Source organism: Flavicella sp. (genome assembly GCF_029238425.1).
Taxonomy (GTDB): Bacteria; Bacteroidota; Bacteroidia; order Flavobacteriales; family Flavobacteriaceae; genus Flavicella.
In genome coordinates this window covers 23022-46045 of record NZ_JAQWGB010000190.1, presented here as the reverse complement: position 1 = coordinate 46045, position 23024 = coordinate 23022, and the positions used below count along the sequence as shown (strand labels likewise).

The window sequence follows — 23024 nt, the reverse complement described above, 5'->3', positions numbered from 1 at the left end:
GGAAATGACAATAGAGAACCTAGAGAATAAATGGCTTAAATTAGAAAAAATTAATAGTGGAGACAACCCATGGGTGTATCTTATATTAGATGAAGACTGTGTACCAAAATTGAATATTGCTATCAATGACAAAAACAACAGATGTGTTTTATTAAAAACTGATGGAAATATTTCATTTAAAATGAAAGAAATAATTCAGGAAAATATAAAGTTTAGCTACTCCAAGATATATAAACAGTATGTTTTAGAGTTACTTGATGGTTCATTTTCAGATTTGTTTGATGAATTGATTATATCATTATATAACAAAATTCATAATGAGAGTGACACAAAAAAAACAATATCAATTTTTACTGCTACAATAATTAAATGGATTAGCTTTTTTAATAAAGGAACAAGTGCACTTTTGTCAGAGGTAGTAATAAGAGGCTTGTTTGGTGAATTAATTGCACTTAAAGATTATCTTATTTCTATGGATAATAGAGATGTAAACGAAATATTAGATTCGTGGCAAGGACCATACAATTCACCAACAGACTTTGTTTTTGATAATGCATTGGTTGAGGTTAAAACAAAAAGGATTGATGCTTCCATTGTTAAAATTTCAAGTGCATACCAATTAGAAGAAGAAGAAGGCAAAAGCCTCACTTTAAGAGTTGTATCATTAGAAACAACAAAAGACTCTTTAGAAACTATCTCAACTGTGTTTTTAGATATCAAAAATATAATATTTGAAAAAAGTGGAGACCTAGGAGTGTTTATTAACGCATTAAACGGACTAGGTATTAGCTACCAAACAATAACTACTTATGATAATTATTGCTACACACCTAAGGAAATAACAGATTATAATTGTTTACTAGAAAATAAAGAATTGAGCTTCCCAAGGATAAGTAGTGATAATTTACCAAAGCAAATAACTAAAGTTAAATATCATTTGAACTTACATACTTTAGGAGATTTCATCATAACAACAAAAAAAATATAAATGGAGTTAAAGGAATATTTTAAAGTAAGAACAGATCTAATTGAGGACTCTATAGATGAGGATGGTGTATTTTCAAAAGAAGCTTTTTTATCTAATATTTTACCAGAGTTAGTAGAAACTAAATTATTAGACTCTGAAGATTTTAACCCTTCCTATTATAGCGGTATTCAAGATAACCAAAAAATGAAAATCAATGGTTACACTATTAATGAAACTGGAGAACGTTTACAGGTTTTTATACTTAACGAAGATGCTACTAGCCTTAAAATAAATGAAGCAGATTTAATTATAAAGTTAAAAGAAGTTTATCAAGCTATTTATGCAGAGGCTATCCGTTTTATAAAAAGTGCAATAAAGAGATATATAGATTTACAGGATTCAGACCCAGCAAGTTTCTTAGTGCATAATTTAGGTAGTTCAAATTTCATGAAGGCTATCGATGTAATAGAGATATTTGTGATTAGTCCTACATTAACAGTTGAGGCAAGAGGTAATAGCCTTTCAACAAAACAAATGACCTTTAAAGAAGAAGTTTTTAACGTAAATTATGTTGAGGGTAATGAAAAAAGAACAAAAGAAATTTTAATTGACAAAAAATTAATTGATCTAAACTTTCTTTATGACATTTCAATTTCAAACGGCGCAAAGTATTCTTTAAAAATAGACTTCTTAGAATATTTTGATAAAAGGATCGAAGTACTAAAGGCTGCAGATGAAGAAAATTTTGAATCTTATTTATGTGTCTTGCCTGCAGAAGGACTTGCTAATTTATATAGAAAAAACAGTACTCGTTTATTAGAGAAAAATGTACGTTCATTTTTAAACTTCAAAGTAGAAGCAAATTCAGGAATGCGTAAAACAATTAGACATGAACCTGAAAAATTTATTGCTTATAATAATGGACTAACGATAACAGCCACCGATAAAGATATTACTGAAGAGAACGGCAGGTATTATTTAAAATCTTTAACGGATTTTCAAATTGTAAATGGAGGACAAACAACAGCGAGTATTTTCTTTTCTAAGAAAGATAGATTGGATGTGAGTAAAATTAATTTGATGGCAAAAATAAACATTGCTAAAGAGCTTAGTGAAAGTGATTTGAATGAATTGATCAGTAACATTAGTCTCTACTCTAACACACAGTCAAAAGTTTCTAAGGTTGATCTTAAATCTAGAAACCCACAGATGGATAAAATAAAAACCATTTCCTTAGGTGTAACAACCCCGTTAGGTAATAAGTGGTTTTTTGAAAAGGCAAGAGGAGAATTTAGCACTATGGTTAAACTAAGTGGTAATAATAAAAGGAAAATTGAGCAAAAATTCCCAAGGGCAAGAAGATTGACAAAAGTTGATTTAGGTAAATATTATACTGCATGGGGAAACCAACCTTGGTTAGTAAAAAAAGGTGGAGAGAAAGTATTTAGGTCATTTATAGAAAAAGTATCTGGTGATGGTGACAAAATAAAACCTATTGATGTAAATAGAGAATTTTATGAAGAGTTGATTGCAAAAGCAATACTATTTAGAGAATTAGAAGTGTTACACGGTACAAGAACAAAAGCGATTGGTCAATTAAGGTCAGCTGTTGTTCCATATTCACTTTCTGTATTGTACAAAATGTTTGGAGGAACCGACAAGAGAGATTCAAATTTTAATCTTGAAAGAATTTGGGTTAAACAAAAACTTGAAGATGTGCTACTTGTTTTCATGAAAGAGCTTATGGTTTTATTGTATTCTTTAATTAGGAAATATGCAAAAAGTGATGATCTAGGAGAAAATACCAAGAAAGAATTATTATGGAATGACATTAGTAAATCACAAGAAATAAAATCTTTTATGAATACACCTGACACCTTAAAAATCATAAAATTATACACTAAAGAAAAGAAAAAAAAGAAAACCTACAAAGAGGTGGACTTTAGCCAAGTATCTGATACTGTAGACCTAATAAGCAAAGGAAAAAAATTCTACAATAGTCTTTATACAATAATTATAACTGATAATAATGTCAATACAGATACAATAGAAAAACGTATTGATTTTAAACCACAAACATTACAAAGCTGTATAGATAGCTTGTTTCCCTCAAAAGGTGCACCAAAAGAGCTTTCATTACATAGATTGAATTACTTAAAAGGATTACTAAATGAAGTAAGAGAAAAAGCACCTAGTTTGTTTGATAAAGTTGATTTTGGAGCGAATGATATTATGTTAAAAACAGCCTTAGATCGTGTGATTAAAATCTATAATGATGCAATAACAGAAAATCAAGATATTCAATCTGTTTTCGAAAAAGAAGCTAGTATTGCGCAAATAAAAGGCAAGAAGTTTTATAGTTCATTGTCACAAATAGGAATTAAACTGAAAAATGGAGAACCCCCTAAAGCTGAAGATGTTTATAGAGCATCACTAGTCTATAGTAATAAATAGCTTATAGAGAATTAATGATATTAGCAATAGCTTCTGATATTTTTTTAGCCATTAAAGGAGGTACAGCATTACCTATCATTTTATAATTGTACCCCATTTTTTCAATAAAAACAAAATCATTGGGGAAAGATTGGATAAGTGCAGCTTCTTTAACAGTTATCGTTCTTGCTTGATCTGAATCAGGATGGATAAACATTAATCCATCTTTATTTAAATGAGCAACAATCGTTTGTGAAGGCTTATCCCAATTTAAACTGCGGTATTTAGAGTGTTTTGTTTTTTTACCGAGTAAATTATTGTAAAACAAAATTTTATCATTCATTTTGCTTTCATTCATATTGTTTGACACCCAGTCTTTAAAAATTTTTATATCACGGTTGTTATGATATCTAGGCTCATGATTTACAGGAGAGAATTCTTTACCAGTAACAGGAGAATGCGAATACTTCCTGCCATCAGATTTGAAAACGACTTTGGAAGGTTTCAGCTTTGGCAAATGACCGATAGCTTCAAAAAGTGTCTTCGGTGGACTAATTTTGGTTTTGTTAATCTCAGAATAAATCGAATCTAAATTGAAATTACTAGATTTAATGTTTTTACGAATACCAATAATAATGACTCTTTTCCTTTTTTGAGGAACACCAAAGTCACTGGCGACTTGAATTACAGACTTTAACTTATCAGGTTCTACTATCTCATAGCCATGATCAGAAAATGATTTATAAATCCTTTGAGTTACTTTTACCCCCCCGGGTGAAGCACTAAGCATTCCTGGCACGTTTTCAAACACAAATAATTCAGGTTGAAAATGATCTACTACTTTAATGAAACTTTCAAAAAGAAAATTACGATAGTCATCTTTCATTGAATTTTTATCTTGTGCTCTCCCTGCAATAGAATATGCTTGGCATGGAGGACCACCTATAATTATATTAACTTTTTTATTACCAACAAGTCCTTTTAATCCATTTTTTATAACATCAGGGTGATTTGTTTTTTGATAACTAGCTAGAGTTTCTTCATCCCAACCACCATGTATTAATTCTGTAGATTTTTGAATATCGAAATGAACGACTCTCCTATTGGCTTCTTCCTTAGAGTGCTCCCAATGAGTTTCTACACGATTTCTCAATGTGTTTACCATAGGTAATTCCCATTCTACATGAGCTAATGCATCATATTTACCTGACTGAAGAAAACCTTCAGACAATCCCCCACAGCCTGAAAAAAGATCAATGAATGTGATTTTATCGTTGTTAGTCATTTAAAGAAATTCTATCTAATGTTATTTTAAACTGTTCAGCTATTGCGCCTGACATTAATGGAGGCACTGCATTACCAATTTGCTTAAATTGATTACGGGTACCGCCTGTAAAGAAATACCAATCAGGAAAAGACTGAATTCTTGCAGCTTCTCTAGGGCTAATACTTCTTGGTTTTGGACCTGGATGCACATAAGAATTACCATCCGTTTCTAGATGTGCAATAATAGTTTTAGAGACATTTTCAGGATCCAACTTAAAATATTTATCACCAAACCCTTTTACTTTTTTAGTACCGTCTTTATCATATTCAACACCATATGTTACTCTAGATAAAGCCTTTTTGTTTAAAGGGTCATTTAGATATTTACCTGGTATAAGGTTTTTATAAATAAACAAATCTCTTTCGTTATTGTATCTAGCTTTATGATTAAACAGTAGTTCAGGTGTTCTCAACTCACCATTATAAGTATTGATTGCTTTACAATATGAACTATTCGATTTATCTATAATTTCATTATAAGGTTCGTCAGAAATATTTTTCCCAAAACAAGATTTCATATTTTTATATGAAACTTCATTTTCAACCTTATAATTATTTGGTTTAGGGTTTGCTTTTATCTGAGGTAGATCAAATATTACATCTTTAAGTTTTAAGGGCTCTTTTTTGCTTTTTATTATTTCTTCAAATATTTCAGATGCTGAAATGTTATATTTTTCATGGATATCATTACGCACCCCAATAAAGAATATTCGTTCTCTATTTTGTGCCATACCGAATTCCTTAGCATTTAAAACTTCAGAAGAAGTATTGTAGCCATATTTACCAGTATCTTTTAATGATTTTTCGATTAGATCACGATAATTTGAAGCTGAGGTTAAACCTTTTACATTCTCTATTAAAACTAATTTTGGAGATAGTTTTTCGGCAAATTTCAAATAATATTTAAAGAGTTGATTTCTAGGATCATCAATAAATCCTTTCGTTCTTTCTTCTAAATTTGCTTTTTTTGAGCGCCCTATCATTGAGAATCCTTGACATGGAGGACCACCCGCTAATACATCCACGTGTTTTATTTCTGAAAGAATTTTATTGATATCATCATCATCCTTTATTGATGGAGCTTTTTTTCTAAGCTCAACTTCTTTATCAGTTTCAATTGTTAAATGACCTTGTAAATCATAAGTAACACTGCTTGTTCCGAGATGTTCATATAACTCTTTAATGTCACCTAAAACAATCCTATTTTCATCTGTTTCAGGATGCGTTTTTTTAAGATTTTGCTTGAAGGTGTTTAAGGCTGGTTCTGCTATATCGTTAGCCAACTCTAAATGAAATCCATTATTTCCGAAACCAATGGTTAGGCCACCCGCTCCAGAAAACAAATCTATATATGTATGTCTTTTAATTTTTTCCATAAGAAATGTAAAAATACATTGAATTTTGTGGTTTAAATCGTTTTTATAAATCTAATTAATCAAAAAAGATACAGTTGAACTAAAGAAATTTTGGATTTTAACATACCCTACAAACTTAAGTAAAAAAGAGTTTTTTTCTTGCCAATGATTGTAGTAAAAAAACAGTTTAGGAATTACTTAAAACCTAAAATTAAATGATCTCAGCATATTTAACGACAACATGAACATTCTAATAGATTTGTTTTTGCCGTCTTAACTCCTCCTAGAATCCCCCTCCCATTTGATGATATTAAACATTTCACGGAACCGGTCTTCAACTTGTATTCCGTATCTAGCACTCAACTCTGAAACACTGGAATTGGATGTAATAAAAGTGCGATATGGGTTTTCTTTTTCTTTGCTATAGCGTTGTTGTAAATAATCACTAATGAGTTCTTGAGAAAAGAATTTTGGTTCTGTACCTACATCATCTAAATAAATATTTCCTGTTTCGATATTTATCTTTCGAATACTAGGATCACGTTCGTTTAACTTTTTTGAGAATTCTATTTTGTTGGCGACAATATCCTTGGCTGTATAGCCTTTGAAATACATTTGCATATGACCATACTTGGCTAGATAAAACCCCATTCGTCTGAATATTTCAAACAAATCGGATTTGCCACAGCCACATGGCCCAAACACAAACAGTCCTTTTTCCAGTGAACAGGTGTTTTTTACAACACCCTGGCTACCGAATTTTTCGGATTTTGAAAAATACGATAATAGCTCGAGTACATATTTTCTATTTTCATCATCTACCACATAATGCTTTCCATAACCGTAAAAATTCGCACTGAAATAAAGAAATAGATTTGAGAATTCTTTTTTTAGAACACGGACTTCAATTTGCTTCTCAGACCTATTTAAAAAGCCTTTTAGACTTTCTGACATAGGTTTTGGACGATGTACTGTTTTTCTGTTTGCGCTACCTTGCTGGGCTCTTAAATTGCTTAGATTGTATTTGCTGAGGTCTGTTTTTAGATCAGTCGAATGCTGCATTGACTCCTGTGAGTTTTCCATAGCTTGAATTGTTTTGGTTTTTAACTTGGATTTTTAACCAACTGATGAAATGCGTATTGAAATCATCGACTGTTTTGGCAAATTTTCCCTCGGTTTTTAATTTCTCAACAAAGATTTTTAATTGATTTTTTAAATATTCCTCGCTGATTTTTTGAGAACTCATAACCGCAGTTATGAGTTTTTTGTTATTTAAATAATTCTCAAAATGAATATCGATGGTGGTGATAGTATTTTTGGGTGTATTTCCATCATCATCGTTTATATGTTTATTATGTTTAATATAGTTTATATTACGCCCCACCTGTGGTACACCTGTTGTACCTTTTTTGGTATCGTAGTGGTACAGGTCTGATACAGGTGTTGTACCAAAAATGGACATGTGAATTTTACTCCCAATAGAGGCGGATTTTGATGGTAAATATTTGATGTATTTCCAGTTTGATAAATCGTTAATACTTTTGTGATACGTACCTTTTGAACCGATACGTGCAAGGTCCATTATTTCTGTTCTAGAAATATGAAATTCATCGGCAAACCTCGAATTATTCCATTCTTGAAAAAGAGCTAAATAAAGGCTGATATGTGTTGCTTTCAGCCTTTTGTCTTTTCTAAGCTTGTTATAGAATTCGTTGAGGTGCAAAATATAATTTACCTCAGCCATTAGTTTGTAATTTTATTCTGATCAACAATATCTATTACATCTTGGTACTTGTAAAAAATAATACCACCGACTTTTGAGTATGGTATGGTTCCATTGATTCGAAATGTCTGTAAAGTACCAGCACTTATACTTAACAATTTCATTACTTCTGCAGATTTTAGGTAGCGATTTTTTTCTTGATTTTTTTTAAGTTCAATTAGGCTTTTGAAATCTTCTAATAATTCGGTTTTAAATTCTCTTAAGTCGTCTGTTGTGATAATTGATGTAGGCATAATTTTTAAAGGTTTTTAAATTTGTAATGATTTGACTATCGTTTTACAAATTTGAAACAGTTTAAAATACTATGCACAGTACCTGAGGGTAACCTACCGTACTATTTTTTTATCAATATTTTTTAGAAATTGATAAAATACTCCCATAAAACAAGGGTGTTTTTATTGCCTTTTTGAGTTTTATGGGAGTGATTAAACTTAAAATATTACTACGGAACCTGTGGGTAAGGTTACATTATATTACGCATCGTACAGATCAATGCTTTCTTGTAAGCTCTCTTTTAGTTTTTCTAGGAAAGTCAACTGCTCACCGCTTCGTTGTTTGATCTCAGAAAATATTTTATAGTGATTTTTCATATCGATATTAAAGAGTTTACTAAAGACATCTATCAAAGCTTGAAGTGAAATATCACCGTTATTTATAGCTTTTACCTTATGCAATGATTTGACCATTTCTAAAAGTGCTCTTTTTGTTTCTGTCCATTCTAATTCTGGTAAATTGCAATCCGAATTTTTAACCTCAATACCATTTTTTATGTTTTCAAATCTTATCAATTCGTCTTTAAAATATTCCCCTTGCAACCTGTAATAATAAATTTTAGTAACCAGGTTGCTATAATAGGTGCTAGAACCGTGAATGATAGACTCATCTAAATATTCTTTTGGGTGATGAAATAAATCGTTGTTATTTGTTCTTAAAAAATAAAATTCGTCCAAAGATTCACTATCAAATTTCAAATAATAATACAGGTCATTATTGTCTTTTTTGAAGTTGTTGATTTTCTCTAATTTATTTTTCAAATATTGCTCCCTGCAAACACCAGTAAGCCAAGAAGTGTCGTGTAAATAATTTAATTTACGATTCAAAAATTTTAGGGTACCGATAATATGCGGTTTTACGTGTTTGAAAAAATAAATCTCTTCTTGTGTAGTGCCAAAGTCTATAGCTCGCATATGTTGGTACGCTTCTTTGTAAAAAACACTTGCAAAATTAATTTTTAAACGAATAGCGTCAATAGTATCCAAATCTTGATTTTCTATTTCAAGCATCTTATGATCGAAAATAGGGGTAAAATTCTTTATCTTTTTCATGACACTAAACAAATGTAAATAATGATAAAATTCAAGGCGTTAACTATTTGATAACAGTAATTTAAAAGAGGCTTGCTTTCTTCAAAGTCATCAACCTATATCACTAAAATTAGTAGTATCTCCTTCTATTTTAGATTTTAATAATTGCATATCATTACTAACTTTTACATCTAGTACTTTAGCATAATGTTGGGTGGTTTTTATAGACTTATGCCCAAGCATTTTACTTACAGATTCCATCGGTACACCATTGGACAGAGTTACCGTTGTTGCGAAGGTATGGCGCGCCAAGTGATAGGTGAGGTTTTTATTGATCCCTGCCACATCAGAAATCTCCTTTAAATATGAATTCATTTTTTGATTGCTCAACATAGGAAGCACCATATCATTGTTTACCACCAAGGGATGGTCTTTGTACTTATCGATGATAATTTTAGGAATAGTTAACAATGGAACTCTACTTTTTGTAGCTGTTTTTTTACGTGAAATATCAATCCATTTTTCACCATCTATGCCTATTACTATATCGTTATGTTTTAATTTTTTAACATCCACATAAGCCAAGCCAGTGAAGCAACTGAACAGAAAAAAATCTTTTACCCTTTCTAAGCGCTCGTTTTCAAATTCTTTATCAATGAGTTTTTGCAATTCTAACTGTGATAAAAATTCTCTGTCTACAATTTTCAATCTAGACTTCCAGTTGTAGAAAGGGTCTTTTTCTATCCATTCGTTGGCTTTTGCAATTCGGATAATTTTTTTAAAATTGGTGATATATTTTACCGTTGTGTTGTGACCACAATCACGTTCGGTTTTTAAATAATACTCCAGACCATTGATGAATTTTAAATCTACTTTTACAACCGGAATATCATCGAGTTTATATTCGTGATTTAAATAATTGAACACATGCATGCGTGCTGTTTTATACCTTTCAAGTGTTCCTGGAGCAAAATCTTTACCCACTAATTTTTCGACCATTTTATTATGATCGTCGAAAATTTTAATGAGCATTTTTTCGTGTTCTACTTTTCCTTGGAAAACATCTACCAATTCACGCGAACTAACCTTGCTGTTTTTTAATCTCAGGCGTTCGTACAAATCGAGAATATTAGTATTTATTTTCTCTAATTTATTGTTTAGAATTCTGATTTCTGAAGATCTACCTAAACCTTTTGAAGTACTGGTACACCACTTATCAATATGTACTTTTAATTTTGTGCTGACCTCAGCTCTTTTTTGGTTGATGGTTACTCTCAAGTAAATCATTGATTTTCCTTCTGCATCTATTTTACTTCTTTTGATGTAAAACAAGGTTGTAATGGATTGTAACATGCTAATACTGTTTTAAACTATATTAATTAAACTTAAATAAAATGATAGTTTGAAAACGTTAAGGCTAGGTAAACATTGGGTTAAATGAATATCGAGGTGTCAGTTTGAGGTGACACCCAAAGTGACACCTTAAGTGACACCTTAGTATTGCATTTATATGTATTTGATTGTATTTAAATGAAAATAAAAAACCCCATAAACATTAAGTTTATGGGGTTTTAATAAGATTTTTAAATCTTATGGCGGAGAATGAGGGATTCGAACCCCCGGAGGTGTGACCCTCAACAGTTTTCAAGACTGCCGCATTCGACCACTCTGCCAATTCTCCAAGTGTCTCATCAGGTATTCCCTGAATGCGGATGCAAATATACACTCATTTTACAATTACTTCAAACTTTTTGTGGTTTTTTTTTAGTTTTTTTTACTCCTCAAAATTAACTCTCTGAAAACAAATTTTTTACCCAATATTAAATCGCATATTTTTTTGAAACAAAAATGAATTCGAAAAAGAATTCAATAGATTTGCCTAAAAAACAAGATGCTTGAAGCGTATAATTGGATAATTTTAGTCATCGTTGGCTTTTTGGCCGGTATCATAAACACCCTTGCTGGTGGTGGATCTTTAATTACACTTCCCTTTTTAATATTTTTAGGACTTCCGCCAAGTGTAGCTAATGGAACCAATAGAATTGCTATTTTATTTCAAACCGGAACAGCTATTTCAGGTTTCCAAAGCAAAGGAATATCCACCTTCCCTTTTAGCATCTATGTTGGATGTTCAGCCTTTCTTGGTTCGATAATTGGTGCTCAAATTGCCATCGATATCAAAGGGGAATTATTCAATAAAATTCTGTCGATTATTATGATTGTAGTTGTTTGCTTGATTGTATTCCAAAAAAAGCGAAAAACACCAAAAGAAATTACAGAAAAAACAACAGGTAAACATTTATGGATTTCTATCTTGACCTTCTTTTTTGTTGGAATATATGGAGGTTTTATAAATGCAGGTATCGGTTTTATTATCTTATTACTCCTACCGACGATCAATAAATTCTCTTTAGTAAAATCAAACGCCACCAAAGTAACCGTTGTTTTTATTTATACCATTGCAGCAGTTGTATTGTTTGCCATCAACGACAAAATACATTGGAAATACGGTCTCACTTTAGCAATAGGCACTTCTATCGGTGCATGGTTTGCTAGTAGGTACTCCGTAACAAAAGGAGATGGATTTATAAAATACTTTCTTTTGGTAGTCGTTTCGGGTATGGCTATAAAACTTTGGTTTTTCTAATCTAACTCTTTCCATTCCAAAGTCTCCATCAACCTGATCATATCATTTTTTAAATAATGCACAGCGGGCATGATAGAATCATAATTTGGCTTCGCATAAAAATACAAGGCTCCAGTCATAAAATTCTTAACAGAATCCGTCGCATGAAATTGAATTTGAGTAGCTGCATCCCCATACACTTCAAACATTTTCCCGAACACTTTAGATTCTGAGTTCTCATAAGGCACTGCCTGAATATCATCTGCCTTAATCATATGTTTAAAAGTTAGCTTTTCTGCATCTTTGAATAAAAGATTCAAATTATCCTGGACAGGAGCATAAGACAACACTACTGTTGCATTCAATTCTGGATAATATACATCGAGCCAAAATCTTTTCTTTTTAATAATTTTTGCTTTGCTTGAATACTGAAAAGTAAAAGGGTACTCTTTTTTAGCAAAATTCAAATATGCAGGCGCTGGATAATCCAACCTTAAATAAGCATTTGGCTTAGGCTGCACATCCGATTTACATCCTAAAGCAATCAACATAATTATCAAAAAAACAAAACTTCTCACTATACTAAAGTTACTTTAACACGTTTTACTCTTTTTCTATCAACCGCTTCCACAGAAAAAACAAAATTCTCGAAATTTATCTTTTCGTCTCTTCTAGGAAATCTACCTGTGATCTCTAAAATGAAACCTGCAATAGTTTCCGATTCCCCTTTAAAAGGCTCAAATAACTCAGAGTCGATATTCAATACTTTATAAAAATCTTTTAGCGCTGTTTTTCCATCAAAGACATAATTTGAAGCATCAATCTTAGAATAAACTAAGTCATCTGTATCATACTCATCACTTATCTCCCCAACAATTTCTTCAATAACATCTTCCAAGGTAACCAAACCACTGGTCCCTCCGTACTCATCAACTACAATGGCCAAGTGATTTTTCTTCTCTTGAAACTCAGCCAACAAATCATCCAATTTTTTATTTTCTGGAACAAAAAATGGAGCTCTTACCAGAGTTTGCCAATTGAAATCTTTCTTTGTGATATGAGGCATCAAATCTCTTGCATACAAAACCCCAATCACCTCATCAATATTATCGTGATATACTGGGTTCCTAGAAAATCCATTTTCAATAATTTTCTCCAACATTTCTGCAAATGGCAACTCATCAGAAATGGCAAAAATGTCAATTCTAGGCTTCATCACCTGTACAGTTTCCGTACTACCAAAAGCGACAATTCCTTCTAAAATATTTTTTTCATCTTTGGTTGTAGCATCGTCAGAAGTCAGCTCAAGAGCTTGGGATAAAGTTTCTACTGATAAATTTGTATTCTTTTTACCAAGCCTACTCTCAACAATCCCAGTCAAACCCGTTAGCATAGCACTTAACGGAGAAAGAAATTTATTCAAAATCGCAATTGGCCCCGACATAAACAGAGTAAAACTCAATGAATTTCTAGTGGCATATACTTTAGGAAGCACCTCTCCAAACAACAAAATAAGAAAGGTAATAAGAATCACCTCTATAAAAAATCGAAAATTCTCATCCATATTCCCAAGAAGCTCAGCTCCCAAGAATGAAAACAATAGTACAATTAAAATATTGATGAAATTATTAGTAATCAGTATGGTTGCTAATAATTTTTTAGGTCTGGCTAATAATTTTAAGGCTAGCTCCCCTTTCGATTCTTTAGATTTTTCAAGTTCGTCTAAAGCTGTTTTTGACAAAGAAAAAAAGGCTACTTCAGTTCCTGAAATCATTGCTGAAAGAATCAGCAAACCGATTAAAACCACTATATCTAATACTAGATACCATGGTACTGAATTTAAAAATGTGATAATGGGTTCTGGGTCCAACTTTATATTTAAAATTTAATTAAAATGGCAAATCATCATTGATTTCCTTTGTTTCTTCATTTTTCATAGCAGGGTTTGATTCATTATTCGTTGTTCCTTTTGTCGATAAAAAAGTCATATCAACCACATGAATTTCAGTAGTGTATTTTTTGATACCCTCCTGCTCCCACTGACGTGTTTTCAATTTACCTTCGCAATAGATTTTATCTCCTTTCTTTAGGTACTTCTCGCAAATTTCAGCAAGTTTATTTTTGACAACTATATTGTGCCAATCTGTATGGCTAACTTTAGCTCCAGTCTCTTTATTTGTATAAGATTCATTGGTAGCCAAAGGGAATCTTGCAATACAGTTTCCTCCTTCAAAATAGTGAGTTTTCACTTCATCTCCCAAATGCCCAATCAGCATTACCTTATTCAATGTTCCTGCCATAATCTGCTTACTCTATATCAAAAATACTAAAAAAACTGTTTTCAAAACCTTTAGAGCTTTGTTTTTATATTTCTAATGCCTTATTAAAATCAAAACTCTCGATAAATTTCTCTACCAATCTTGGAACTGCATACGTTGATAAAGACTCCAAAGGTATCAAATCTGAATGCCCACTCGCTGCTTCAACCACCCAGAACTGGGTATGTAAATGCTGATGCGACAATTTATGCACCCACTCTTTATTATTGAACAATTTTATGGAATGCACATCACCCTCAAACAACTCATTAAAATCAGCTCTTTCTACCAACGCTTCTAAATCCAAAGTATTGTCTGATTCCAGCAAAGGAAACTGATATAAATTTTGCCAGATTCCCTTCCCTTCTCTTTTGGACAGAATCACTTTGTCGTTGGGAGTCAGCAACACAATAAAATTAAAATATTTCTTTTTTATTTTTATCTTCTTATCCTTTACGGGCAACTGATTGATTGAATTCTTCTTCAAAGCTTCACAACCACCGGCTAGTGGACACGTATCACAATCCGGATTTTGCGGTGTACACTGCAAGGCTCCAAAATCCATTATGGCTTGATTGTACTGTCCAGGATTATCGGTTTCTAATAAAGATTGCGCCAATTGTTTGAACTCTTTTATTCCTTGCGTAGAATTTATGGGTGTACTGATGCCAAAATAACGAGCCAATACTCTGTATACATTACCATCAACCACTGCAGTTTGTTCATTAAAACAAATAGAAGCTATGGCAGATGCGGTGTAATCGCCTACTCCTTTCAACTTCATTAACTCTATATAAGTACTCGGAAATTCACCATTATACTCCTCCATAATTAACTTAGCAGAATAATGTAAATTTCTCGCTCTAGAATAATAACCAAGGCCTTGCCATAATTTTAAAACAAGACTTTCATCCGCATTTGCTAGATCAGCAACCGTAGGGAAATTTTCTAAAAATTTATGGTAATAAGCAGTTCCTTGCGCTACTCTTGTCTGTTGAAGTATGATTTCGGACAGCCAAACCGAGTAAGGATTTTTATTTTTTCTCCATGGTAAATCCCTATTCACGGACAAATACCACGATTCCAATAAGTTACAAAAAGACATGAAATATTTTTATTTATGCAATAATACTATATTTATTGTATTAAATTTTAATGATTTAGCTTTTTGAAATTGATTTATTGTCATATATTTGCAGCCTTAAAAAAACATAACAACACATTAGAAATTAGATTAAGATGACAAAAGCGGATATTGTATCAAGTATTTCAGACAAATCAGGTATTGAAAAAGCAGATGTTTTAGCAACAGTTGAGGCATTTATGAGCGAAGTGAAAGGAGCTTTAGAGCAAGGAGATAACGTTTACTTAAGAGGTTTCGGTAGTTTTATTATCAAAACTAGAGCAGAAAAGACAGGAAGAAACATTTCTAAGAACACAACAATAAAAATTCCTGCGCACAACATCCCAGCATTTAAACCTGCAAAAACTTTTGCAGAAGGAGTAAAGAACAACGTATTAGTAAAATAAATTACTGAACAAATTATTAACCAAATCTGTGAAACAATCAGATTTATAAAACAGAAAAGTTATGCCAAGTGGTAAAAAAAGAAAGAGAGCAAAGATCTCTACGCACAAACGTAAGAAAAGAGCAAGAGCTAATAGACACAAGAAAAAGTAATTTTATAATTACTTTTTCTTGCTCTTTATGGCAAGAGCCGTTCATTGAAAAAGAAATTTTAAGAAATTAAAATTTCATTAGGGTATTTACCCTGTATTAAATTTAATCCATCTATGTAAGAATTATATATTCTTATGTAGTTAAAACTATTCGGAATGAAACTAGAATTGATAATACGTTCAAATTCATCTGATATTGATTTTGCTCTACTAAAAGATGGTAAACTTATTGAATTTAATAACGAAACAAACAATAATAAATTTTCTGTTGGAGATATTTTTGTCGCCAAAACAGGAAAAATATTATCTGGTCTAAATGCATCATTTGTAAATGTAGGATATCCAAAAGATGGATTTTTACATTACCATGATTTAGGGCCACAAGTGAATTCGTTATCAAAATTCATGAAAAAAGTAAGTACAGGTAATTACAAAGATTACACTTTAAAAAACTTCCAATTTGAGAAAGACATTGAAAAAAGCGGAAGTATTGATCAAGTTCTAAAATCAAAACAAAATGTACTCGTACAGATTGTAAAAGAACCCATATCTACAAAAGGTCCTAGAATTAGTTCAGAGATTTCTATAGCCGGTAGATATTTAGTTTTGGTACCTTTTTCTAAAAGAGTATCTGTTTCACAAAAAATTGAAGATCCAAAAGAAAAAGACAGATTAAAACGTCTTGCTAAGAGCATTAAACCTGCTGGTTTTGGAGTTATTTTAAGAACAGTTGCTAAAGGAAAAAAAGTAGCCGAATTAGACAAAGACTTACAGAACTCATTAGAACGTTGGAAAGAAATGTGTGGGAAAATTCCTAATGCACAAACTCCAACCAAAGTATTGAGTGAACTGAACAGAGCATCTTCTATTTTACGAGATGTTTTAAATGAATCTTTTACAAGTATCGTTACAAACGACGACACTTTGTTTGAAGAAATCAACGATTATTTACAAGAAATCTACCCAGAAAAGCAGTCAATTTTAAAAATGCACGAAGGCAAATCTCCTATTTTTGAAAAATACGGGATTGAAAGACAAATCAAATCGGCATTTGGACAAACTGTTTCTATGAGTAAAGGTGCTTATTTGGTGATAGAACATACCGAAGCACTTCATGTTATTGATGTAAATAGTGGTAATCGCTCCAACAAAGCAAATTCTCAAGAAGAAAATGCTTTGGAAGTAAACTTAATTGCAGCTACAGAAATTGCGCGTCAATTGAGATTACGCGATATGGGAGGGATTATTGTTGTAGATTTTATCGATTTACACTCAAATGAAAATCGACAAAAACTTTACGATCATTTAAAACAAGAGATGTCTTTAGACAGAACGAAACATAAAATTCTTCCTCCAAGTAAATTTGGTTTGATTCAAATTACTAGACAAAGAGTTCGTGCTGAAACTAACATCAAAACAAAAGAGCCAAACCCTAATATTAATGGGGAAGTTGAAGCTCCTATTGTAATGGTGGATAAGTTTAATGTTGAACTTAATAGAATTATGGCAAGTAAAAACAAAAACAAAAAGATTGCATTACATGTACATCCTTTTGTTGCAGCTTACTTGCAAAAAGGACTTATCTCTGAACAAATTAAATGGTTCTTAAAGCATAAAAAGTGGATCAAAGTATTACCAAGAGATGCTTATCAGTATTTACAGTATCGTTTTAAATTTGAACGATAGTATAAATATTAGCAAAAAATATATCATAAAAAAGCACCAAATCTTAATTGATTTGGTGCTTTTTGTGTTTAGAGCTTTATCTTTTTGGTACATTTTTCAATAGAACCCTGCCTGCCTCTTAAGGCTCCTTTTTTTGTTTTAAAAGCACTTGTATCAGCATCAAATAAAAAGATACTTCCCAATAATTTTTCATCCAATGGAATCCCCAACAATGTAAAAAGCTGTTCCTCTTTGAGCATTCCGCCACTAGACCAATAATTTTCATAACCCAAACTTGTTGCTGTTAACAACATATTCTGAATCGCTGCGGATGTGGCTGCTATATGCTCAATATTTATAGCTTCGGAAACCAAAGAATCATTTTCTACAGTTTCTGGTGTCCAAGTTACTTGAATCAACGTTTGAGCAGCCTTTAACATATCTATGATCTTTCCACCTGCAATTTCATTTTCCTCAAAATAACTTGCCATTTTTCGGCAAGCCTCTCCATTCAAAACATAAAATCTCCATGGAGCTAAAGATGTCAATTCTTTTTCTTGTGCTTTAGAATTTATATAGTGAAAAGGAGCAGAATGTCCCATTTCTAAAATTCTGGAAACATCCGTCGATATATCCTTTACTTCTGCAAATTCCGCAGCTAAAACTTTTAAGGTTCTTCTATTTTTTATAGCCTCTTCTACCTTCATATTTTTTATTCTCCTTTTAAAATCTCTTCTATTTTCAGTAATATTTGTGCATCAAACTCTAAAGTATCCAGGGCTTTTATACTATCCAACAATTGCGAACTTCTACTTGCACCTACCAATACCGAAGTAATACGCTCATCTCTTAAAATCCAAGCAATGGCCATTTGAGCCAAGGTTTGATTTCTTTCCTCTGCAATGGTATTTAATTTACGTACTTTCTCTAAAGTTTCATTGATTTGATCTTTTTTCAGATACCTACCATCTTTTATTGCTCGAGAATCTTCTGGAAAACCATTTAAATATTTGTTGGTTAGCATTCCTTGACGCAAGGGAGAAAAAGCAATTCCACCCACACCATTTTCACCGAGAACATCCAACAATCCATCTTCAACCCAACGATCTAACATATTATATCTCGGTTGATGTATCAAACAAGGAGTCCCTAAATCTTGTAATATTTTAAAAGCCTTATCAGCTTCCTCTGCTTTGTAATTAGACAAACCTACATATAGAGCTTTACCTTGTCTTACAATTTGATCTAGAGCCCCCATGGTCTCTTCAAGAGGTGTTTCAGGATCAGGTCTGTGATGATAAAAAATATCTACATATTCCAAATTCATTCTTTTCAAACTCTGGTCTAAACTTGAAATTAAATATTTTCTTGATCCATGATTCCCATATGGCCCCGGCCACATATCATAACCTGCCTTCGTAGAAATAATCAATTCATCTCTATACGGTTTAAAATCTTTATTGAAAATTGTTCCAAAATTAGTTTCAGCACCACCGTAGGGAGGACCATAATTATTCGCTAAATCAAAGTGGGTAATCCCATGATCAAAAGCAGTATGCAAAATATCTCTTGCATTTTCAAAATCATCGGTAAAACTAAAGTTATGCCATAAACCTAAAGACAGCGCTGGTAATAACAAACCGCTATTTCCTGTTCTCCTATATATCATATTTTCATATCTAGAATCTTTGGCTTTATAGCTTTCTTCTACGGGTACATTAAAAGATGTGTTCATTGCGTTACATTTTTAGAAACGTAAACTTACTATTTTGATTTAAAATTATTCCTTCATTTGTTATCTATTTACTTTTCAATTCTATTTCTTTGTAAGTGTCTGGTTCTTTTCAAGACCAACGCCTAAATAAAACCTATGAGTACTTCTAAGAAAATACTTCCTCTGATCATCATTTCACAATTCTTATGCACCTCTTTGTGGTTTGCCGGAAATAGTATAATCAATGATTTGGTTTCGTATTTTAATTTGAGCTCAAACACGCTTAGTTATATTACTTCCTCTGTTCAACTAGGGTTTATTTCTGGAACTTTAATTTTTGCACTACTTGCAATCAGTGATAAATTCTCACCCTCTAAAATATTTTTTCTTTGTGCAGTATTGGGTGGTGCTTTTAACCTAGGTATACTTGTACCGAATAATAATATATACAGCCTCCTTATTTTTAGATTTTTAACGGGATTTGCATTGGCAGGGATATATCCCATTGGAATGAAAATTGCCGCAGATTATTTTGATAAAGGCTTAGGAAAATCCTTAGGATGGCTAGTGGGTGCTCTTGTTTTAGGAACAGCTTTTCCTCATTTGATAAAACTAATAACTAGCGACTATCCCTGGCAATATGTAATTATAGCAACCTCTACGCTGGCAATCATAGGTGGTTGTATCGTTCTTATCGCAATCAAAAAAGGTCCTTATTTCAAAAAAAACAACAGCAGACCTAACCTCAACACAATACCTGATATTTTTAAAAATCAAAAGTTTAGTCAAGCTGCAATAGGATATTTTGGCCATATGTGGGAATTATATGCCTTTTGGGCGTTTGTTCCCTTAATGCTTGAAAGCTTTAACAAAGCTTCTCAAAATAATTTATCTGTCTCTCTTTATTCTTTTATCATCATTGGCCTAGGAAGTCTCTCTTGTATTATAAGCGGGTATCTTTCGGAACGTTTTGGACTCAAAAAAACGGCGACTTATTTTTTAATCGCCTCAGGAATCTGCTGCTGTATCTCTCCCTTCATTTTTGATTTTCCTTCCACGGCATTTATAACTTTTTTAAGTATTTGGGGATTTGCTGTCATTGGAGATTCTCCTCTCTTCTCTACTTTAATAGCAAAAAACACAGCTCCGGATACCAAAGGAACGGCTTTAACCATTGTCAACTGTATCGGATTCTCAATCACTATAGTAAGTATTCAATTATTAAGCTATTTACATCTTACATTTCATACGAAATTCATATTTTTAATTTTGGCAATAGGCCCTATCATTGGAAGCTTAAACCTTCTAAAAAAATTGAAAAATGAAAATTAAAACAATACTACTATCCTGTCTATTTATGGTGGGAATCGCTTGTAAAAAAGAAGCTTCTCATTCACACAAAACTCCTTCAAAACCAATTATTGTGTTGCCAGATGGTGGTAAAGAATGGAATGTATTTGGGGTGAAAATTACTGGAAAAATTTTAAGCGAAGCTACGGACGGAGCTTATTCCGTTATTGTTACAGACACACCCCCTATGGGCGGACCACCTCCACATGTTCACAGTCATGAAGATGAGTTATTCTATGTATTGAAAGGACATTATAAATTCTTTTGCGGTGATAAAGTTATGGATGCGCCACAAGGAAGTTTAGTCCAATTACCAAAAGGAATCCCGCATCATTTTAAAAACATAGATACTATTACTGGGATTACTATCAATACCATCACCCCTGGTGGATTTGAAAATTTCTTTGAAACCATTGCTCAAATTTCTAAAAAAGGCAAGCCAAGTAGACAGCAAATTGATTCTATTGCCAATACTTATGGGATGAAATTTGTTAAATAATGTTTCAGAAATATTTTCACCCTTCGAAAAGCTCAGGGTACGAAAACCGGAGGCTGCACTTATCGAAGTCTCGTATTAAGGAAAGAAGAATCAAGAGCAAGGAACCAAGAGTCTTTGGTATCGTATTCCGGAAGCTGAGCCTGTTGAAGTCTCACTTTCTAAAGCTTAATTTAACCAAAAAAAAAGCGCCTTTTAGAAAGTCGCTTTTTTATACTCTTTTTGATAGTTATGCTTTTCTCACACGTTCTGATGCAGCAATCACCTTTTCTTTTAGGCTTTCTTTATACGCAATAATCGTATTCAATACCTCTGGATTAGTAGCCCCAATAATTTGTGCGGCCAGAATACCAGCATTTTTTGCACCATCTAAAGCAACAGTTGCTACCGGTACACCACCTGGCATTTGTAAAATAGACAATACTGAATCCCATCCGTCGATTGAGTTTCTAGACTTTACAGGTACTCCAATTACTGGTAATGGACTCATAGAAGCCACCATACCTGGTAAATGAGCTGCCCCTCCAGCTCCTGCGATAATTACAGAAACACCTCTTTTATGTGCATTGTTAGAAAAATCAACTAATTTTTCAGGTGTTCTATGTGCAGATACGATATCAACTTCATTGGCTATTCCAAATTCATTTAAAACATCTATCGCATCCTGCATCACTGGAAGATCAGAATCACTTCCCATAATAATCGCTACTTTCATCTTTTGTTTTTTTTAATTCTAATCTAATTTTATCTTACTACCCTGATCCTGTCGAAGGGTATATTCTGAGCTCGTACCCTGAGCTTGTCGAACGGTTACTTACTAATTACTCTGATCGTATTTTTTACTTGCTCTGCAACTTCTCTTGCAACCGTAATATCTTCGTTTACGATAGTTACATGTCCCATTTTTCTAAAAGGACGTGTTTCTTTTTTACCATAAATATGCGGTGTAACTCCTTCTAATTTTAGCACCTCTTCCATATTTTCATAAAAAACATTTCCAGAGAAACCTTCTTCACCGACAAGATTTACCATAATCCCTGCCATTTTACTATTTGTATGACCCAAAGGTAAGTTTAATACCGTACGTAAATGCTGTTCGAATTGATTTGTTAAAGAAGCTTCAATGCTATAATGTCCGCTATTATGTGTTCTTGGCGCTACCTCATTTACAATGATTTCATCGGCTTCTGTTTGAAACATCTCTACCGCTAACAAACCAACATGTTCAAAAGATTCTGCTACCTTCAAAGCAACTTCATTTGCTTTAGCTGCTACAGCATCAGAAATACGTGCAGGACAAATTACATATTCTACCTGATTGGCTTCTGGATGAAATTCCATTTCCACTACTGGATATGTTTTGATCTCACCACTTGCATTTCTAGCAACAATGACTGCCAATTCATTTTTAAAAGGAATCAATTCTTCTGTAATGCATTCTGTATCTGCCAAGCCATTGATATCCTCCTGACTTCTTACTATTTTCACGCCCGTTCCATCGTAGCCAAACTGAGCAGATTTCCAAACAAATGGAAATTCAAAACTAGCTTGTTTCAATGCCTCTAAAGTCGCAAATCTTTGATGAGGTGAAGTAGGAATCCCTTTCTCTACATAAAAATCCTTTTGCTTTCCCTTGTGCTGAATTACTTCAATTACATTGGGTTGCGGATATACTTTTACTCCTTCTTTTTCCAATTGATACAAAGCTTCAATATTCACATGCTCTATCTCAATAGTTAAAACATCAACCGTTTTTCCGAAATTATAAACCGTATCATAATCTAATAAATTACCTACATGGAACTCATTGCAATGTGCTGCACAAGGAGCCTCTTTTGAAGGATCTAAAATAGAAGTATGCACATCAAATTTTTGAGTTTCTGCCAACAACATTTTACCTAGTTGTCCGCCTCCTAAAACGCCTAATTTAAAATCCGAAGAAAAGTATGTTTTCATGTGTGTAAAATTTGGCGCAAAAATAAGTATCTATTTTGAATTATTCACCTT

The 23024-nt window shown here is 32.5% G+C and carries 22 protein-coding genes and 1 tRNA gene; 7 read left to right on the top strand and 16 right to left on the bottom strand.

All coding sequences use genetic code 11. The features are described 5' to 3' along the window. Positions 1–4 precede the first annotated feature (4 nt). On the top strand, positions 5–988 hold the full coding sequence (locus P8H68_RS12860; RefSeq protein WP_300325909.1) for a PD-(D/E)XK motif protein: 984 nt from the start codon (positions 5–7) through the stop codon (positions 986–988). Next, positions 989–3421, top strand: a complete 2433-nt coding sequence (locus P8H68_RS12855) for an AIPR family protein (protein WP_300325907.1) — start codon at positions 989–991, stop codon at positions 3419–3421. Position 3422: 1 nt separating this feature from the next. Here P8H68_RS12855 and P8H68_RS12850 read toward each other — a convergent pair whose 3' ends face one another. The 8 genes from P8H68_RS12850 to P8H68_RS12815 all read right to left on the bottom strand — a co-directional run bounded on the left by P8H68_RS12850 (position 3423) and on the right by P8H68_RS12815 (position 10849). Beyond that, on the bottom strand, positions 3423–4685 hold the full coding sequence (locus P8H68_RS12850) for a DNA cytosine methyltransferase (RefSeq protein WP_300325904.1): 1263 nt from the start codon (positions 4683–4685) through the stop codon (positions 3423–3425). Beyond that, positions 4678–6102: a DNA cytosine methyltransferase gene (locus P8H68_RS12845; RefSeq protein WP_300325901.1), complete on the bottom strand. Its 1425-nt coding sequence runs from the start codon at positions 6100–6102 to the stop codon at positions 4678–4680. The genes P8H68_RS12850 and P8H68_RS12845 overlap by 8 nt, the downstream gene beginning before the upstream one ends. Before the next feature lie 252 nt (positions 6103–6354). Further along, a complete protein-coding gene (locus tag P8H68_RS12840; RefSeq protein ID WP_300325898.1) occupies positions 6355–7164 on the bottom strand; it encodes a hypothetical protein in 810 nt (269 codons plus the stop codon). Then, a complete protein-coding gene (locus tag P8H68_RS12835) occupies positions 7127–7825 on the bottom strand; it encodes a hypothetical protein (protein WP_300325895.1) in 699 nt (232 codons plus the stop codon). The genes P8H68_RS12840 and P8H68_RS12835 overlap by 38 nt, the downstream gene beginning before the upstream one ends. After that, positions 7825–8097 carry a helix-turn-helix domain-containing protein gene (locus tag P8H68_RS12830; protein WP_300325892.1) on the bottom strand — a complete coding sequence of 91 codons (273 nt, stop codon included), beginning with the start codon at positions 8095–8097 and terminating at the stop codon, positions 7825–7827. Before P8H68_RS12830 ends, P8H68_RS12835 begins: the two co-directional genes overlap by 1 nt. Positions 8098–8337: 240 nt before the next feature. Further along, entirely contained in the window at positions 8338–9189 is an 852-nt protein-coding gene (locus P8H68_RS12825; protein ID WP_300325889.1) for an RteC domain-containing protein, read from the bottom strand. Between the two features lie 90 nt (positions 9190–9279). Beyond that, entirely contained in the window at positions 9280–10521 is a 1242-nt protein-coding gene (locus P8H68_RS12820) for a site-specific integrase (protein ID WP_300325886.1), read from the bottom strand. Between the two features lie 240 nt (positions 10522–10761). Further along, positions 10762–10849, bottom strand: a tRNA-Ser gene (locus tag P8H68_RS12815). Between the two features lie 210 nt (positions 10850–11059). Between P8H68_RS12815 and P8H68_RS12810 the strand changes: the two genes are divergently transcribed. Then, on the top strand, positions 11060–11815 hold the full coding sequence (locus P8H68_RS12810; RefSeq protein ID WP_300325883.1) for a sulfite exporter TauE/SafE family protein: 756 nt from the start codon (positions 11060–11062) through the stop codon (positions 11813–11815). Here the strand turns inward: P8H68_RS12810 and gldD are convergent. The 4 genes from gldD to mutY form a co-directional block, all read right to left on the bottom strand. Beyond that, entirely contained in the window at positions 11812–12372 is a 561-nt protein-coding gene (gldD, locus tag P8H68_RS12805) for a gliding motility lipoprotein GldD (RefSeq protein WP_300325880.1), read from the bottom strand. The genes P8H68_RS12810 and gldD overlap by 4 nt on opposite strands. Further along, positions 12372–13664, bottom strand: a complete 1293-nt coding sequence (gene gldE / locus P8H68_RS12800; RefSeq protein WP_300325877.1) for a gliding motility-associated protein GldE — start codon at positions 13662–13664, stop codon at positions 12372–12374. Before gldE ends, gldD begins: the two co-directional genes overlap by 1 nt. Before the next feature lie 19 nt (positions 13665–13683). Further along, entirely contained in the window at positions 13684–14094 is a 411-nt protein-coding gene (gene ssb, locus P8H68_RS12795) for a single-stranded DNA-binding protein (protein WP_300325874.1), read from the bottom strand. Between the two features lie 64 nt (positions 14095–14158). After that, positions 14159–15217, bottom strand: a complete 1059-nt coding sequence (mutY, locus tag P8H68_RS12790) for an A/G-specific adenine glycosylase (RefSeq protein ID WP_300325871.1) — start codon at positions 15215–15217, stop codon at positions 14159–14161. Between the two features lie 134 nt (positions 15218–15351). On the opposite strand from mutY, the gene P8H68_RS12785 reads away from it, so the two are divergent. Together P8H68_RS12785 and P8H68_RS12780 are read left to right on the top strand one after the other, a co-directional pair. Next, complete coding sequence (locus P8H68_RS12785; protein WP_300325868.1) at positions 15352–15642, top strand: HU family DNA-binding protein; 291 nt, start codon at positions 15352–15354, stop codon at positions 15640–15642. A gap of 306 nt (positions 15643–15948) precedes the next feature. Next, positions 15949–17478, top strand: a complete 1530-nt coding sequence (locus P8H68_RS12780) for a ribonuclease E/G (protein ID WP_300325865.1) — start codon at positions 15949–15951, stop codon at positions 17476–17478. A gap of 68 nt (positions 17479–17546) precedes the next feature. Here the strand turns inward: P8H68_RS12780 and P8H68_RS12775 are convergent, their stop codons facing one another. Both P8H68_RS12775 and mgrA read right to left on the bottom strand, forming a co-directional pair. Beyond that, a complete protein-coding gene (locus P8H68_RS12775) occupies positions 17547–18164 on the bottom strand; it encodes a nitroreductase family protein (RefSeq protein WP_300325862.1) in 618 nt (205 codons plus the stop codon). Between the two features lie 5 nt (positions 18165–18169). Continuing rightward, positions 18170–19192: an L-glyceraldehyde 3-phosphate reductase gene (gene mgrA, locus P8H68_RS12770; RefSeq protein ID WP_300325860.1), complete on the bottom strand. Its 1023-nt coding sequence runs from the start codon at positions 19190–19192 to the stop codon at positions 18170–18172. Positions 19193–19327: 135 nt separating this feature from the next. Between mgrA and P8H68_RS12765 the strand changes: the two genes are divergently transcribed. Beyond that, positions 19328–20503, top strand: a complete 1176-nt coding sequence (locus P8H68_RS12765) for an MFS transporter (protein WP_300325857.1) — start codon at positions 19328–19330, stop codon at positions 20501–20503. After that, positions 20493–21020, top strand: coding sequence for a cupin domain-containing protein (locus tag P8H68_RS12760; RefSeq protein ID WP_300325854.1), 528 nt, complete (start codon positions 20493–20495; stop codon positions 21018–21020). The genes P8H68_RS12765 and P8H68_RS12760 overlap by 11 nt, the downstream gene beginning before the upstream one ends. 226 nt (positions 21021–21246) lie before the next feature. Here P8H68_RS12760 and purE read toward each other — a convergent pair whose 3' ends face one another. Beyond that, positions 21247–21732, bottom strand: a complete 486-nt coding sequence (purE, locus tag P8H68_RS12755) for a 5-(carboxyamino)imidazole ribonucleotide mutase (RefSeq protein WP_300325851.1) — start codon at positions 21730–21732, stop codon at positions 21247–21249. A gap of 95 nt (positions 21733–21827) precedes the next feature. After that, entirely contained in the window at positions 21828–22973 is a 1146-nt protein-coding gene (locus tag P8H68_RS12750) for a 5-(carboxyamino)imidazole ribonucleotide synthase (protein WP_300325848.1), read from the bottom strand. Positions 22974–23024 lie beyond the last annotated feature (51 nt).

Coding starts and splice junctions, on each gene's coding strand:
- P8H68_RS12860 (WP_300325909.1), top strand. CDS start 5: ATGACAATAGAGAACCTAGAGAATAAATGGCTTAAATTAGAAAAAATT.
- P8H68_RS12855 (WP_300325907.1), top strand. CDS start 989: ATGGAGTTAAAGGAATATTTTAAAGTAAGAACAGATCTAATTGAGGAC.
- P8H68_RS12850 (WP_300325904.1), bottom strand. CDS start 4,685: ATGACTAACAACGATAAAATCACATTCATTGATCTTTTTTCAGGCTGT.
- P8H68_RS12845 (WP_300325901.1), bottom strand. CDS start 6,102: ATGGAAAAAATTAAAAGACATACATATATAGATTTGTTTTCTGGAGCG.
- P8H68_RS12840 (WP_300325898.1), bottom strand. CDS start 7,164: ATGGAAAACTCACAGGAGTCAATGCAGCATTCGACTGATCTAAAAACA.
- P8H68_RS12835 (WP_300325895.1), bottom strand. CDS start 7,825: ATGGCTGAGGTAAATTATATTTTGCACCTCAACGAATTCTATAACAAG.
- P8H68_RS12830 (WP_300325892.1), bottom strand. CDS start 8,097: ATGCCTACATCAATTATCACAACAGACGACTTAAGAGAATTTAAAACC.
- P8H68_RS12825 (WP_300325889.1), bottom strand. CDS start 9,189: ATGAAAAAGATAAAGAATTTTACCCCTATTTTCGATCATAAGATGCTT.
- P8H68_RS12820 (WP_300325886.1), bottom strand. CDS start 10,521: ATGTTACAATCCATTACAACCTTGTTTTACATCAAAAGAAGTAAAATA.
- P8H68_RS12810 (WP_300325883.1), top strand. CDS start 11,060: ATGCTTGAAGCGTATAATTGGATAATTTTAGTCATCGTTGGCTTTTTG.
- ssb (WP_300325874.1), bottom strand. CDS start 14,094: ATGGCAGGAACATTGAATAAGGTAATGCTGATTGGGCATTTGGGAGAT.
- mutY (WP_300325871.1), bottom strand. CDS start 15,217: ATGTCTTTTTGTAACTTATTGGAATCGTGGTATTTGTCCGTGAATAGG.
- P8H68_RS12785 (WP_300325868.1), top strand. CDS start 15,352: ATGACAAAAGCGGATATTGTATCAAGTATTTCAGACAAATCAGGTATT.
- P8H68_RS12780 (WP_300325865.1), top strand. CDS start 15,949: ATGAAACTAGAATTGATAATACGTTCAAATTCATCTGATATTGATTTT.
- P8H68_RS12775 (WP_300325862.1), bottom strand. CDS start 18,164: ATGAAGGTAGAAGAGGCTATAAAAAATAGAAGAACCTTAAAAGTTTTA.
- mgrA (WP_300325860.1), bottom strand. CDS start 19,192: ATGAACACATCTTTTAATGTACCCGTAGAAGAAAGCTATAAAGCCAAA.
- P8H68_RS12765 (WP_300325857.1), top strand. CDS start 19,328: ATGAGTACTTCTAAGAAAATACTTCCTCTGATCATCATTTCACAATTC.
- P8H68_RS12760 (WP_300325854.1), top strand. CDS start 20,493: ATGAAAATTAAAACAATACTACTATCCTGTCTATTTATGGTGGGAATC.
- purE (WP_300325851.1), bottom strand. CDS start 21,732: ATGAAAGTAGCGATTATTATGGGAAGTGATTCTGATCTTCCAGTGATG.
- P8H68_RS12750 (WP_300325848.1), bottom strand. CDS start 22,973: ATGAAAACATACTTTTCTTCGGATTTTAAATTAGGCGTTTTAGGAGGC.